Genomic DNA, 14,474 nt, shown 5'->3' on the forward strand with positions numbered 1-14,474 from the left:
ATTCTTGCCGGGGTCCTGATGCCCCCTTCCGCGGCTTTGGCGGTCGGTCACCTGTCACTGGGCGCCGGCGGCCGCCGCGGAGGGGGCATCTGCTGCCCTGCCCGTGTCAGGGCAGCAGACGGATGGATTCGCTGTGGAGGTGTTATCGGTAGGCGGCGTGCAGTTGGTCGTTGAAGGAGGCCAGTGCGGGGGCGCCGGTGCTGGGGAAGGGGGAGATTTGGGCGGGCGGCGTCCAGGGGCCGGAGAGCTTGGTTGTGTATTGGAGCATTCCGGTCTCGTCGCGGTAGGCGCAGCACAGTCCGTTTTTGTACCTGACGAGTGCCGGAGAGTTGTTCGTCCGAGCCTCGGGGATGCGGACACTGTCCATGCCCATGATCGTCGTGGTGCGGAGCGTGCCGTCTTGGTGCCGGAAGGCGAAGCCGGGCAGATTCAGCACGAGGCCCGCGGCTGGTGCGTGGGTCGATTCCGTACTAGCCACGGGCGTGGCTTTGTTCCACGAGCCGGCATCGGGATTGTACCTACCGGTGCAGACCGCTCCGTCTGGGTGGCGGAACATGCAGTGCAGCTGCCCCGCATACGTCATCAGTGACGGTTTGTGAGTCGTCGTCCAATTGGCTGTGGTGATGCGGGTGGGTGTGCTCCAGGTGAGTTGTGCTGGATGCGTGGGGAGCGGTGTGCCGATGGTCGCGTAGATCGCGTTGTCCGGCGTGCGGTAGACGCAGTGCAGGGTGTTGTCGTGTTCGATGATGTCGCATTCGGTGCTGCCGAGGGGCAGACCTGTGGGGACGGGGTTCCAGGTGTCGCCGGTGAGGGTGGCCCATCCCGGGGGACGGTTGGGGTATGAGCTGCTGACGCAGTGCAGTTGGTTGTTGTATGTGAAGAGGGTGGGTGTGGAGTCGCCGTAGAGGCTGCCATGCACGTGCGATTGCGTCCAGGGCTCGCTGATGTTGACGCTGTGGTTCAGGTTGGTGACGTATCCGCGGATGAAGACGGTGTTGACTTCGAGGTCGGGGAATCGGACGGTGACGGTGGTGGCGAGGATGCGTTCGGCGGTGTGGTTGCCGATCTGGACGGTGGCGCGGAGGTAGAACACGGTGCTGTTGCGGATGTTGTTGACCGTGTAGGTGCTCAGGTTCAGGACGTTGATGTCGGCGGTGTCGTAGAGCAGGCGCAGGGAGGAGACGCCGCCGGCTTCCCATTCGAGTGTCACCGTGCCGCCGTTGTCGATGGTCGTCTCATCGGCGATGAAGTTGCGGAGGTAGAAGTCGGCGGGGAACTTGCCGATCTCCAGGGTTGTGGTGTCCGGTTGGAATGGCCCGTTGGTGCCGGCCTTGCGTGAGTAGACCTCGATGCGGGGTTGGGCGGTGCCGACCTGGCGGTTGATGCGTACGCCCATGAGCTGGAGGGTGACGCCCTCGTCGCGGCTGATGGTGGCGTGGCCGGAGGTGGGGGCGAAGGTGATGGTCTTCTTCTGCGGGTCGGTGGCCACGGTCCAGTCTTTGAGGCTGGTCTGGGCGTCGATGCCTTCCAGGTCGAGGGCGAGATCGGGGGAGTTGGGGCCGGTCGGGATCGTGAGGACGATCTTGTTGCATTCGATGGCGTCGCTCTTGCGGCGGCTGCCGACGATCACGAGGTTGGCTCGTTCGACGTCCCCGCTGGAGGGGGAGACACGGATCGGGTCGGGCTGGGTGTCGAGGCTGAATTCCAGGGCTGTTTCTGCCGCTGTTTGGATGCCCTGGAAGCTGGTGGCGGCGGTTTGCGGGATGGCGCTCATCAGGAGGTGCCCTTCTGTCCGGTGGCGGTCGCGGCGTCGTCCAGGACGACGAAGCCGGAGCGGATGTGCGGGTTCTGGCCGGCCGGCAGGCTGGTTGGGTCCGGGACGGTGATGGGCCGCGATGCCCAGCCGTTGGCGGTGCGTTCCGTCCATGACCAGGTGCCGGTCGCGGTGGCCGGGTGCGGGAGGACGGCGTTGCCGTCGTGGGTGGTGGCGGCGAGGAGGGGGCCGGTGCGGAAGCTGACCGCCATGGTGGCCAGGGCGTGGGCGGTGAATTGCTGGGGGACGTGGACGGAGCCGACGGGGAGGATGTCGGTGGTGGCGTGGACGGCGGCCCTGGGGTCGAGGAGGAGCGTGACCAGGGCGCTGCTGGTGCCGGTGAAGGCGAGTTTGAGGCGCTGGCCCTTGTCGATGGGCCGTAGGTAGCCGGTGGCGTCGCCCTGGCCGGTGACGGTTTCGAAGTGGTCGTAGTCGTTGTCGAGGATGTAGCCGACGAGGCCGTCGTCGCTCTGCACGGCTTCGCCCAGGCGCACCGTCCACTGGTACTGCGGCATGGTCGGCTGCGGCGGGTCGAGGATTTCGGGCCAGGTGACGTCGGTGCGTGGCGGTCCGCATAGTTCCAGGTCGAGGCGGGCGCGGACGAGGGCGAGGGGGCGGCCGAGGAGGAAGGCCAGGCTGGCGTCGTCCGGCCCGTCGGGGTCGATCGTGGCCAGGGCCTCGTCCAGGGTGGCGCGGACGGCGTTCAGGACGGCCGGGCCGCGCTGCTGGATGGCGGCGAGGAGGTGGTGGGCGTGCAGGGAGACGTCGGCGAGCTGGTCGAGTTCGTGGATGTCGGAGCCGGGCAGGGCGGTCCAGTCGACGATCTCCCCGGCGGGGGTGAGTACGGTGCGCAGGTCTCCCAGGGCGTGGCCGTCGGGGGCGTAGCAGACGATCGACTCATCGAGGCGGTTGTGCAGGAGCCAGGCGCAGACGGGGTTGGTGCCCGGGGTGAGGTCGACGGCCTCGTCGCGTGCGGCGTCCAGGAAGTCGAAGCGCAGGCGGGCGGGTTGGAGCAGGCGTGGGCTCAGTTCGATGTAGCGGTCCTGGTCCATCTCGCCGACCGTGTGGTCGGGAACCATGGTGGGCGGGCGGAACGGGCGGAAGTGCCGCTCGTTGTCGATCAGGTTGACGGCGCGGCCGAACCGGTCGACCACGGACAGGGCGGCGAAGGCGAGCTGGCCCGAGCGCAGTTCCTGGAAGTCGGTGGGTTCCCAGTCGTCGTGTTCGAAGACGGGTTGCGGGCCGGGGTCGGGGGCGAGGCGGTCGGCGTTGCCGATGAGATCCCCCATCGGGCCGGTGGGGCGCACGGTGGTGCGTGCTTCGCGCTGGCCGACCTCGGCGCTCAGGCCGTCCAGGCGCTGGGAGAGCTGGTCGAGGCCACGGGCCTGCTGGCGCAGCTGCGTGATGAGTTCGTCGGGGAGGTCGCCGCGGCCGGCGGCGTAGCCGGCGAGTTTTCCTTCCTGGTCGTGGCCGCTGGTGGGGGCGAGGGTCTGGCGTCCGGAGGCGGTAACGGCGTAGGTGGGGTCGCCGGTGCCCAGCCAGCGGTAGCGGTTCCCGTCGAAGGCCCAGTGGCCGGTGCCGTCGTTGTCCTGGTAGGGGATGGCGGTGTATTGGGCCTCCCACATCAGGTAGAGCGGCTGCCAGGGCTGGCGCCACGGGTCGCAGCCCAGGGCGGGCAGGGTGCCGGTGGCGTCGGCGAGGTCGGTGTTGGCTTTGCGGGCCTGGTCCAGGATGCAGAACTCGGTGACCAGCGCGGGCATCACTTCGGGCAGGCCGGCGGTGTTGACCTTGGAGACGTCGGCGGCCACGCTCAGCGCGGTGATCGGGCCGACTGCGGTGACCAGGCGTTCCTCGGTGCGGCAGGGCAGTTTGGAGCCGCGGGTCATGGGGGCATTGAGGTTGGCGCCCTGGAGCATGACGACGGGGTCGGCATGCTGCTCGTAGGGGGCGAGGGGGACACGCTGCAGGACGCGGGCGGCGCGCATGCCGCGCTCGGCGGCGTAGGCACGGGCGCGCTCGGCGAGGGTGTCAGGGTCCTTGGCCCACGGGATGCGGGCGCGCACCTCGCGCAGCTGGGCGGCGAGGGCCGCCACGGTGCCCGCGGCGCCGCCGGTGCTGGCGGGGTTGAGCTCGTCGGCGGTGCGGGAGGAGAAGAAGTCCGGCTGTAGGGGTTCCTGGGCCAGGGCCCAGACGTTGTACAGGTGCTCTTGGGCGCTGGCCAGGTCGCGTTCCAGGGTGTCGAGAGCGGCCTGGGCGGTGTTGAGCTCGGCGGTGATGTCCTGTTCGAGGCGCAGTTGGCGGATGCGTTCGCCGGCGGCCGGCGTGGGGAGGGCGCTGACGTCGCCGCGGTCGACCACGCGCCAGGTGTAGCCGCCGGGGACGGGGCCGAAGCCGCCGTGGTGGGCGGTGCGGTCGGGGAACAGGTCGCCGTCGGGGCGGTCGAGCTCGTCCAGGACGCCGAGGAGGAACGCCCGGTACAGGCGGGCGTCGTCGGTGTTGAGGGAGCCGGGGCCGCCCGCCTGTTCCTGGAGGACGGCGGCGGCCTCGGCGGCGCTGTTGCCGATCGCGACGGCGATGTTGTCGGGGCCGGGGCAGTCGGATTCGGGGATGCCGCCGTCGGGTGCCCATGCGACGCCGAGGGCGCTGCCGGTGTAGAGGGAGCGGCCGGGGCTGCCCATCCCGGGTGCCAGGCTCCACTGCAGGCGGTCCAGGAGGCAGGTGTAGTCCTGGTCGGTAGTGAGGATGTCGCTGGCCGCTTGGGCGTACCAGCCGGCGACGTAGTAGCTGAGCCGGTCCTCTCCCTCGATGTCCGCCAGCGTGTCGTGGAGGGAGAACACGTTGAGGTTGTAGGGCTGGTAGACGGAGAAGGTGAGCAGGCCGGGGCCGAGCGCGGTGAGGAACGGCTCACGCGGGTGTTCAGGTTCGCGCCAGGGCTTTTGCGCGGTGAGGTCGTGGCGGCGGCCGGCCTTGGTGGCGGTGGGGACGGCGGCGTGGGGGTCGAGGTAGGAGACGGTGCCGTTCTGGGGGTCGAGGTAGTCGCTCTCCACGATCCAGGAAGCGATGCCGCGGGTGGAGCGGCGCACCACCAGCCAGCGGTTGGGGACGATAGGGAAGTCGCCGATCTCGCCGTTTTCGCTGTCCTGGCGGCCCTGGCACAGGGCCTCGGGGAGCTGCCACTGCAGGTAGACACCCAGCTTGTCGGGCTTGTCGCGCCAGATTTCGGTGCCCTGGAACGGCAAGGGCTCGGGCGGCGCATTCTCCTCGGTCAAGGAGCGGAAATTGGCCTGCCAGCGTTGGATGACGTAGGTGCCGTCGGTGTCGCGGGTCTGGGCGTTGACCGCGAGCGCGGACACCTCGACCGGCACCACGAGGGTGTTGTTGGGCATGGGGCATCGCCTTCCGGTGATGGTGGTGGGCCGGTCAGGGCCGGACGAAGGTCTGGAGCTGCGGGGCCTTGATCATCTGGAGGGCGAACTGGGCCGGGGTCAGTTCGGGCAGGCCGTGCGCGGCGGCGAGTTCGGGGGCGAGCTTGCCCGTGATGTCGAGCACGTCGCCGGCCGGGCGCAGGAACCGGTCGAAGCCGGGCGGGTCGGGGAAGTCGCCCATGGGCGAGCCGACGCCGGGGCCGGTGAGTTTGCGCAGTTCGATGGTGCCCTCGCTCTCGCCCTCGCCCACATCACCGATGCCGAACATCAGGCCCTGCTGCGGTTCGGCGATAGTGAAGGTGTCGATGACCCGCGGGTAGAGCAGCAGCAGCACGTCGGTCCCGTAGACGGCACGCGCTACGGGTTCGACCGCGGCGCCGCCGCGGAACGCGGTGAAGACGGTCTTGGGCCAGTGCGCAATGAGGTCGGAGCGGATCAGCACCCCGGACTCCGGCGCGTCCTGGACCCCGGCAGCCAGGGCGTTGAGGTCGGCGTCCAGCGCGTGCCCCACCCCGACGCTGAGCGCGCCGTCCACCGCGGCGCGGATCCACCCGGGGTCGACGTGAAAGAAGCGGATGCTCTCCGGCGGCAGCATCCGCGCGTCGGGTACCAGGTGTTCGAACGGGACCATCTCCAGCAGCGGCAGGCGGTCCAGCCAAGCCCGGACCGGATCGAGCTGGGTGGCGGTCGCCTCGCGCAGCACGCCCCGTACGCCGGCGTCGGCCAGCGCGCCGCGCAGGCCGGCCGAGCGCAGCGGGGCCACCTGGGCGGCGCTGCGTGCGGGGCGGCGCTCGGCGGTGGCCAGCTGGGTGCCGCTGCGGGCCAGGGCACCCATGAGACGGCCGTCGGCGGTGAGCAGCCGGTCGAAGGCACGGTGGGCGAGGTTGTCGTTCAGAAGGGCGGCCGAGGCGCGGGCACCGAGCCCAGCCAGTTGAGGGTGGGTGAGCAGACGGCGGGCGGCCCGGCGCGCGGCGGCGCGGAACTCCATGAGCTTGCCGCGGAAGGGCGCGTCGGCGAGGGCCAGGGCGCGGCCGAGGCTGAACGCGCTGGCGTAGCCGGTGTCGTAGACCCCGTGCCTTTCAAGGTAGACCAGTGCTTCGCCGGGCGACTCCAGGCGGGGTGCGGCGGCCGGCGGCAGCGGCTGGGCGGGGGCTGCCGTGAACGGGCCGCGATAGAAGCCGAAGCTGCGCTCGCCGGATTCCAGGCGCTGCGGGAGCGCGGTGGCGCCACTGCGTAGCCGTTCCAGGGCCTCGGGGTCGGGTGAGGTGGCGGGGAGGGGCAGGCGAAGGAGCGGGTCTGGGTCGGCGGCGAGGTGCTGGACGATGTCGCCGAAGTCGAGCGCGGAGTCGGCCAGGGTCTGGAAGGACCAGGAATGCAGGGAGACCAGGCGCAGACCCTGGGCGGGTGGGGCGGCGCCGTTCACGAAGGTCTCGAAGCCGTCCAGGGAGACCAGGTGCGCGACATGCTGGCCGTCGGTGGCGGCGGGGAAGCGGTTGGCGACGACGACCGCGTTGAGGTCGGCTTCCTCGGGGTCGGGGTCGGAGTTGAGTGCGGCGTCGGGCGGTCCGCCCTCGCGGACGTGTGCGAGCAGCGCCATCTCGGCGGGCTTGGGGCAGACGGCGGTGAACAGCGCCGCGGGCACGTGGATGGTCCGGCAGGACAGGCCTCGCTCGTCGTCGAACAGTTCGTCGAGCGTGATCGCGGGCGGTTGTCCGGGCAGGTCCGGGTCAGTCCCGGCGAGCAGCTTGCTCACGGTGGTGACCTTGACCTGGCCGACGGCCTCGGGATCGTCTTCGGTGAGTTCGCCCTCACGGAAGAGCAGCAGGGCGATCCATGGCACGCCCTCCGCGGTGTCCTTGAGCCGGCGGAACCAGGGCAGAGCGGGGGTGTCGAGGGTGATGTGCGGCAGGACCTCGCCGTACGCGCCCTCGGCGCCGGGAGGCGGGTAGCAGGCGTGGACGTCGGTGTCAGCGATGCTGAAGCGCAGCTGCCTCACGTCGAAGCGCTGCTGGCGGGTCGGCAGGGCGGCGCCGGTGTCGAGGCCGGTGATGCTCTGCTCGATGGCGATGCGGTAGCGGCCCGCATACAGGGAGGGGAGGCGGTGGTCGAAGAACCGGGTGCGGTGGCTGACAGTGGCCATGTCCAGTACCCCTCTTTCTCAGGCGGCTGGCACGAGCATGGGCTCGGCGGTGAAGGCGGTCTGGGCGGCGAGGGCGTAGGCGCTCAGGTCGTTGTCCAGCTGTCCGAGGTCCAGGCCGACCCCGGTGAGCGCGTCGGCGAGCCGGCTGCGGGCGGCGGTCTGGGCGGGGGCGGCCACGGTGGCCGCGATCGTCGCGATGACGCCGTCGGGCCGCTCGAGGATCGCACCGACCCGGTCGGCGGCGGGGTCGAGTGGCTCTACCCCGTCGGGGTAGATGGGGTCGAACTTCAGCGCGTCCTCGGAGATGTAGCCGGTGGAGTTGCCGTTGCGCAGCGGCGGCGAGGCCAGGCGCACCCCGGTGAGCTGGTCGGGGATCAGCTGGTCGCCGTCCCTGCGCGGAAGGGTGCGGCCGGTGCCGGTCCCCCACAGGGCCTGAGGCACGGAGGCAGTGGCTGGGGTCCGCGACCAGGAGGTGAGACCGACGGGGCTGCCGTCGTGGGTGAGTGAGACGCACTGGACGCTGGTGCGGCCCCTCTCCTGCATGGGCCGGATGTTCAGCGGGCTGCCGCTCTCCGCAGGCGTGCCGGTCTTGGCGTCGAGGTAGAGCTGGGTGACGGGGACGGCGGAGTCGGTGGTGAAGGAGAACCCGGCGGCTGAGACCTGCCAGGCGGCATCAGTGAGGAGGCGGCCGTTTGCGGTTCCGGTTTCGATCAGCCCTGCGCCGGGGATGGCGCGCACCGCGCTCTCGGGCGGCGGCAGCATGTCACGGAAACCGCTCCAGTCGACCTTGTCCTGTCCCGCCTTGCGGGATTGGCCGAAGTCAATGGTGAAGGAGATGAACCACAGGTGGACCTTGGCCTCGCCGCCGGTGGGCGGTCCCCACACGCGCAGGCTCACCCCGACCTCGATGGTGATGGTGATGCGGACGAACCAGATCTTGACGGACGCGGACACGCCGATCGAGATCCTGAGTCCGACGTCGAAGAAGAAGGGCTTCCACTGGATGAGCGCGTCGACCTTCGCCACGCACCAGGCGCGTACGGGCCCGGCGTGGAATCGGACGTCGAGTCCGCCGCCGGCCATGACGGCCGCGGGGGTGATGGCGAAGTAGGCGCTGCCGGAGATGGTGACATTGCCGCCCAGGGCCCAGTCGAATCCGGCTCGGGACAGCCGCGGGTACGACGCCGGTGCCTGGTAGGAGGGGTGGTAGCCACCGATACTGAAGGCGAAGTCGCCGGCATGGGGGTTCGTGCCGTACCAGGCCTTGAGCGAGACCCCGCCGCGCAGGCGGCAGTTGGGGTCGAGCAGGAAGGAGCTGGGGGTGAGGGCGGCCCCGATCGTCAGTTCGCCCTGGTGGGGCTTGATGACGGCCTGAAGGCCGATCTCTGCCCTCGCGTACTTCTTGTCCCCGTCCTTGGGGTATTCGATTCCACCGATTCCCAGCAGGGCGATGGTCAGCTCCGGGCCGGTCTGCACGATGGCCATGGCGTTGCCGTGGATGGCCTCGGCGACGGAGAACGCGAGCCCGGCGGCGACCCACAACTCGCCCTGCGCAGGGGTGATCCACGGGTTGGAACTCGTGGTGAGGGCCGTCAGGATTTCGACGGGGTCTTCGTTCTCCGCACTGATCTCGCCAGGATTGTTGAGCGCCTGGATGAACGGGAAACCGTCGATCTCCTCAACTGCGGGCATCCGGATCCGGCTGTTCCAGCCCATGCCGGCGGCGATCCCACGCAAACGCAGCATGGGGATCCCGATGCCGGGGTCGCTACCGATGGAGGCGAAAGCGAAGAAGGACGGCTCGGTACCGGCGTTGGGCACGACGTAGGCGCCCATCCCGGTGCCGTACAAGCCTTTTCCGGTCTTGCCGGGATCGAACGAGAAGATCAGCACGCCGCCGATGATCATCTTGTACGGGTCATGCGCGGGCAGCGCAGTGAGCGTCCCCGCGATATGCAGCGGCGGGTACTCGTAGTCGATGGTGACGCCGTTCGCCCCGGTCGGGGTGCCGATGTCCGACCAGCCGCGCTCACGGACGGGAGAGGGTACTCCCAGGACCGCGAAGCCGTCGCGGGTGGCGATGGCACGGACGCGCCGGGACATTCCGCGCCGCCGGGCCGCCGTCGTGCGCGCGGGCATGACACGTCCCAAGCCGTCAATGCGGGAGGAATCGAGGCGGGGCTCTGCGGGCACGTTCTTCACCGCGACGACGCAGCCGCCGGGCAGTACCAGCCACGCCCCGGCCGCGAGCCCGCCGACCGCAGGGATACCGAGGTCGGCAAGCTGATCCGCTGCCAGATCCTGGTCACAGCAGACCACCCGCCAGCCGTCGGCCTCGGCGGCGAACACGCCGGCGTCGCGGGAGAGGGCCGCTCGCCCTCGCGGGCCCGTAGCGGTGAACGCGGCCCCCGCCCCGTCCTGCACGAAAGTGATGCGGTCGACCTCAGGCCCGGGCAGCCGCGGCACCTCCATGCCGAGGGCGCGCGCGAGTTCATCCGCGCGCGTGCCGGGCGACGGCAGCTCGACGTCGAGGGTGCCGCCCGTGACGGCGGTACCGTCATGGCTGAACGTCACCCGCACAGGTACGGGTCCGTCCGCGAGCAAAGTACTGGCGGTGCCAACCGCGCGCAGGGCGGCGGGGTCGCCGTCGCTCCGTGCAAGGCGGAGCACCCCGTCTGGGAAGAAGGGCCGGAACGCGTCCCCGAAGCCAAGGATCTCCCCCGGCAGCTCCACCTCCTGCTCCTCGCCGGTGGCGAGCAGCCTGCGCAACTCCTCCACATGGATCGTCACAGCCGTCCTCTTTCCTGCCGACCCCGCAAGCCGAAGCTCCTGACAGGCGGCATCCTTACATTCAGTGACTGTCTCACTACAGACCGTAGTCGAATGGACGGGGCGAATTTGGAAAAGCGCACATCAGGCGATTGATTGGCTGAAAGTTCTCGGTGGTAGCGAGCCCGTCGCCTCGGCCAAGGTGGCTGGGTGCGATGGCCGATCGGTCCGGGCTGAGCAGGCGCTGAGCACCGAGGAGCGCGCCGGGCCCTGGCCGAGGGAGTACCCGGCTGTCGCACTGCCGGCCTGATGTCACCTCGGAGTGCTGGAGTGGCCGGGGAGCGGCAGGGTGGAGGGATGAGCCCTGCTCTGCACGTGATCGCCTATCCGCCGGACGCACCCCTCCCGGCCGGGCGCGGCGCGGCGGATGCGGCCAGAAGGAGACACCGCCCCAGGTGCAGAGGGTTCATCTGGCACAGACCATGTCGCAAAAAGTGACCGAGGCCGCGGCGAGGATGACAGACGATCCGGTGCGGATCCTGGTCGGGAATCCCTGAGTACCTGTTCCTGCGGCGCCCATGCCAAGCAGCTGCGGCGGCGGTGAATGGTTCATTTGCCGGGATAGCTTGGGTGGCCGGCGAGGGCGTGTGGAAGAGCCGGGTTTCCGTGTGCTGCTGACAGAGGCAGGTGACCGGAAGGTGGAGGCGGTCCGTGCGATCCGGACGGTCACCGGCCTCAGTCTCTGGAACAGCAAGCTTCTGCTCGACAGCGCGCCGGTAGCGGTCACGGAACCCAACTGGCTCGGAGTCGCAGATGAGGCGGCCAGGGTCCTTGAGGAGGCGGGCGCCACCGCGATGGTGCTGTGCGACTGGTGCGACCGCACCATCACGCGGGGGCCCATCGATCTGGCCCCCTGCAGGGGGCCATGGCCTGCCGAGGCCTGCCGGGTGAGTTGCCCACCGGCCGCGCTCTGAGTAACGGCCAGTTCAGGCGGCCTGAGTAAGAGCCGGTGTGGTGATCAGCGGGCGCGAGAGTCCCTTCTGGGGGAGTGGCACCGGGCCGTGCGGCTGCGGTTAGGGTCGGTGGCAGCCTGCGCCGATATGGCGTGCGTAGGTGAGGCCGGTTGGTCCAGTACACGCCGCGCAGCAGCGGCACCGCGAAGTTGTCGGGCAGCGTGACGCACAGCCGCGCGGTGTATCCCGCACCCGCGTACGGGCCGGTTCCGCCGAGGTTCTGCCCGGCCTGCTGCGCGCCCTCGGGGACCGGCTCCCACTCGCGCAGCAGCCCCCGGGTCTCCAGCTCGGCGCGGAGCGCGGGGGCGAGGGCCCGCCAGCGGGTGACCTGGTGTGTGCCGGCCTCCCGCAGCCGGTCGCGCTCGCCGCGGATCCGCGTACGGGCAGCGCGCAGCGCCGGGCCTCGCAGGTCGAGCAGCCGGGCCTGTTGCTCGGTGGCGGCCTGCCACCGGGTTTCGGCGGTTTTCTGTGCGTTGACGAGGGTGTCGAGCTGGTCGAGGTCTGCGGGTGGTACCGCGATGACCATGGTGTGTCCCATGTCGTCCATCATTGCTCGCCGCAGCGGCGGTTCGGGCCGGATTTCAGCAGGTCAGGGCGGCGTGCGGTCAGTTGGGGCGGGTCGTGAGCCGGTCCTGGAGAAGCCGGTCTCTCAATCTGTATAGATACTTGGAAGGCTGGCTTGGCACACAGTGCATGTTCCAAAGTTCAGCTGGGCCTACATTTTGATGCATGGATGCCGGGGGTGGGCTGGGGAGTGGACCTGCCTGAACGGCCGGGGGCCCTGGCCGGGCGGACACGGCATGGCCCCTGCCTCGTACGCGGGGGCCATGCCGTGTTCTGTCAGGAGAAGATGACGGAGCGGATCTGGGTGTTTGCGTCGAGCCTTTTGCCGGGGTTCATGGCGGTGTAGGTGTCGCCGTTGCAGTCGGTTTCGAGGAAGACGGTGGCGGTGGAGGTGGTGAAGTTTTCGGGGGAGTTGCCGGGGGCTTCTTCGGTGGTTTCGGGCAGGTTGATGCAGATGTTGCTTTCCGGGTCGGCGATGGCGGCGCTCTGGCCGGTGCTGGTCTTGTAGAGGAAGTCGCCGGTGGCGGCGTGGGCGGAGGTGGGGAGGGTCAGGGTGAGGAGGAGTGCGCCGGCGGCCGCGGCGAGGGTGTGGCGGGAACGCATGAGCGGGGAGTCCTTGCGTGTGGGGGATGGTTCGGCGCGAGCTTGCCCCCTGCCTGGGCGGTCTTCCATCCGGGACCCCGCCCGGGTTCCGGATGGAGCAAGACGAATCGGTTCTGCATGGTCCATGTGGGCGGGCCGTCGGCTCTGCTACGGGCTGGTCCTGGAGGCGGAGCCGGAAGGGTTTGGAGTCGTCCAGCGTCTGACGGCAGGGGCCTGGTCAGGGTGGTGCCGGTGTGCCCGGTGTGACCTCAGTGGGTCAAGATCGTTAGTAGGGTATGAAACAAGTACTTGCTGTCATCACGATCATGGGTGCCGCGATGGCCGCTGCGAGCCCTGCCCAGGCGGACCCTGCCCCCCAGTACCTTGGTGCCGCGCTGGGCGTTGTGAGTCCTGTCCACGTGGTCCCTGCCCCCCAGTACCTCACCTTCGGCAAGGGTGGAAGCTTCACAAGGATCACAAAGTACATCTGCACGTCTTCTTCCTGCATGGACCTTGAGAGCGCGACTGAGGACGGGTCCTATAGGCAGGACCGTAGGCCGACCCCGTGAAACGGGGTCGCTTCCCGCGCGAAGCGCGGCAGGCTCCAGGCGCCGCGAAGCGGAGGAATTCGCCCTGGAATCATGGCAGGCGGAGCGGACATGGTTGCGTCCTCAGCGGCTGGGTAACTTGTGCAAGCGATCAACACCCACTACGAGGAGTAACCATGTCTGATGAGACCCTGGGCAGTCCGATCATCCCGAGCGAGGTTCCCGAGGCGGAGAACGCGACGCTCGCCTTGGAGGAAAAGGATGGCACCTATGTGTTGAAGGCAACCGGCGCTTCCGCCCTCCCGGCCTCCATCACCGTTGTAGACGCTGCAGGCAACGCTGTCGCCCTCTACGCGGCATGGCTGCCCAACGCGTCGACGAAGTATTCGATCAGGCCAAAGCCATATGTGGTCGAGCTCGATGAACATCCGCTCGGCAGTCTTCTCCAAGATCAACTGCTGGAGAAGAAGGACTGACTGCGTCGGCCCGGCCTTGCCAGCCGTTGTGGCCGCCCGGGCCCGCCCTGGCTGCCCGCGGAGCGGGTTGGTCCTGGAGGGCCGGAAGGCCCCGGGTGGGGGAGCGGAGCGGACCCGCCCAATGGGCCGAAAGCCCGGACCCCGTGAAACACGGAAACGGTCAGCCTCTGCCGTGGTGTGTACCGGCGGAGGCTGACCGTGAGAGGAGCGCCGAGGTCGGACCAGAGTTCGCTGGAGTTGACTGTGACGTTGGCGTTGCTCTGGAAGGGAGAGTGTGGTTATTCGACGGTGACGTCTTCGTAGGTGATGGTGACTTGTTCGGTGGCCGGCCCGGAACCTCCGGCTTCGAGGGAGGGGCTGGACCAGCTGCTGGCCCATGCGTTGCTGAGCATGATGCGTCGGACGGGGGTCTTCTGCGAATCCATCACCGTGATGGTGACGTTCTTCCGGGCACTGTCGAGGTTGCGGTTGGCCACGGTCTCTTTGACCCAGTCGGTGAACGCGGTGTTGCGGTCCATGCTGCGACTGATGGTGATCTCGCCGCTCAGTCTGGCGCCGGCCTGCTTACTGATGGTCAGGGCACTGTTTTGGGTGACTTGTTTGACTTCGACGATGTCCTGTCCGTAGGTCACCTGTGTCGTGAGTGCGTTTTCTTTGCCCATGGTTTCAATTCTTTCGGCTCGAGTTCAGTAGGCGGACAGCTTGGCGTAGCTGTGGCTCATCCCTGAGCTGATCGTTGACTGGAGATGTGATCATGTCCAGCAGACTCTCCTGGGTGGGGCCATCCGACACGAGGGGGTACGTCCGGGCGGGGCCCGAAGGGCCCCGCCGCAGACCGTTTCGCTGCCGGCTTGCCCGCGTGAGCGGGCTGGTCCTGGAGGCGGAGCCGGAAGGGCCCGGGGTGGGGGAGCGGAGCGGACCCACCCGAACGGGCCGTAGGCCCGGACCCCGTGAAACGGGGTCACCTGGGCCCGCAGAGCGGGCCGTTCGGGGTGGAGCGCAGCGGAACCCCGAACCTCGTCCGGAGCGAAGCGCAGGACTCCGGCCCGAAGGGCCGGCCCTGGCTCGGCGAAGCCGAGCCCCGTCGAGCGCAGCGAGGCGGTTCTCTCCTGAGCGCGCAGCGCTCAGGTACCCGCTCCGCGGG

The 14,474-nt window shown here is 69.3% G+C and carries 9 protein-coding genes; 2 read left to right on the forward strand and 7 right to left on the reverse strand.

The annotated features are described in order from the left end of the window. Positions 1-142: 142 nt before the first annotated feature. From ACFYXK_RS29515 to ACFYXK_RS29530, 4 genes are read right to left on the reverse strand one after another with little or no spacing between them, the layout of a single operon-like run. Positions 143-1,774: a hypothetical protein gene (locus ACFYXK_RS29515; protein ID WP_389413878.1), complete on the reverse strand. Its 1,632-nt coding sequence runs from the start codon at positions 1,772-1,774 to the stop codon at positions 143-145. After that, positions 1,774-5,199, reverse strand: coding sequence for a hypothetical protein (locus ACFYXK_RS29520; protein WP_389413879.1), 3,426 nt, complete (start codon positions 5,197-5,199; stop codon positions 1,774-1,776). Before ACFYXK_RS29520 ends, ACFYXK_RS29515 begins: the two co-directional genes overlap by 1 nt. A gap of 34 nt (positions 5,200-5,233) precedes the next feature. After that, positions 5,234-7,378: a hypothetical protein gene (locus tag ACFYXK_RS29525; RefSeq protein WP_389413880.1), complete on the reverse strand. Its 2,145-nt coding sequence runs from the start codon at positions 7,376-7,378 to the stop codon at positions 5,234-5,236. Between the two features lie 18 nt (positions 7,379-7,396). After that, positions 7,397-10,168, reverse strand: coding sequence for a DUF6603 domain-containing protein (locus ACFYXK_RS29530; protein WP_389413881.1), 2,772 nt, complete (start codon positions 10,166-10,168; stop codon positions 7,397-7,399). Between the two features lie 557 nt (positions 10,169-10,725). Between ACFYXK_RS29530 and ACFYXK_RS29535 the strand changes: the two genes are divergently transcribed. Next, a complete protein-coding gene (locus ACFYXK_RS29535) occupies positions 10,726-11,121 on the forward strand; it encodes a ribosomal protein L7/L12 (RefSeq protein ID WP_389413882.1) in 396 nt (131 codons plus the stop codon). On the opposite strand, the gene ACFYXK_RS29540 is transcribed toward ACFYXK_RS29535, so the two are convergent. Together ACFYXK_RS29540 and ACFYXK_RS29545 are read right to left on the reverse strand one after the other, a co-directional pair. Beyond that, positions 11,033-11,698, reverse strand: a complete 666-nt coding sequence (locus ACFYXK_RS29540; RefSeq protein ID WP_389413883.1) for a hypothetical protein — start codon at positions 11,696-11,698, stop codon at positions 11,033-11,035. The two genes, ACFYXK_RS29535 and ACFYXK_RS29540, sit on opposite strands and share 89 nt — an antisense overlap. Before the next feature lie 302 nt (positions 11,699-12,000). Continuing rightward, positions 12,001-12,327, reverse strand: a complete 327-nt coding sequence (locus ACFYXK_RS29545) for a hypothetical protein (protein WP_389413884.1) — start codon at positions 12,325-12,327, stop codon at positions 12,001-12,003. Positions 12,328-13,030: 703 nt separating this feature from the next. Here ACFYXK_RS29545 and ACFYXK_RS29550 point away from each other — a divergent pair. After that, positions 13,031-13,330, forward strand: coding sequence for a hypothetical protein (locus ACFYXK_RS29550; RefSeq protein ID WP_389413885.1), 300 nt, complete (start codon positions 13,031-13,033; stop codon positions 13,328-13,330). A gap of 278 nt (positions 13,331-13,608) precedes the next feature. Here ACFYXK_RS29550 and ACFYXK_RS29555 read toward each other — a convergent pair whose 3' ends face one another. After that, a complete protein-coding gene (locus ACFYXK_RS29555) occupies positions 13,609-13,992 on the reverse strand; it encodes a phage tail protein (RefSeq protein WP_389413886.1) in 384 nt (127 codons plus the stop codon). Between the last annotated feature and the right edge of the window lie 482 nt (positions 13,993-14,474).

This window comes from Streptomyces sp. NPDC002209, from assembly GCF_042890265.1.
Taxonomy (GTDB): Bacteria; Actinomycetota; Actinomycetes; order Streptomycetales; family Streptomycetaceae; genus Streptomyces.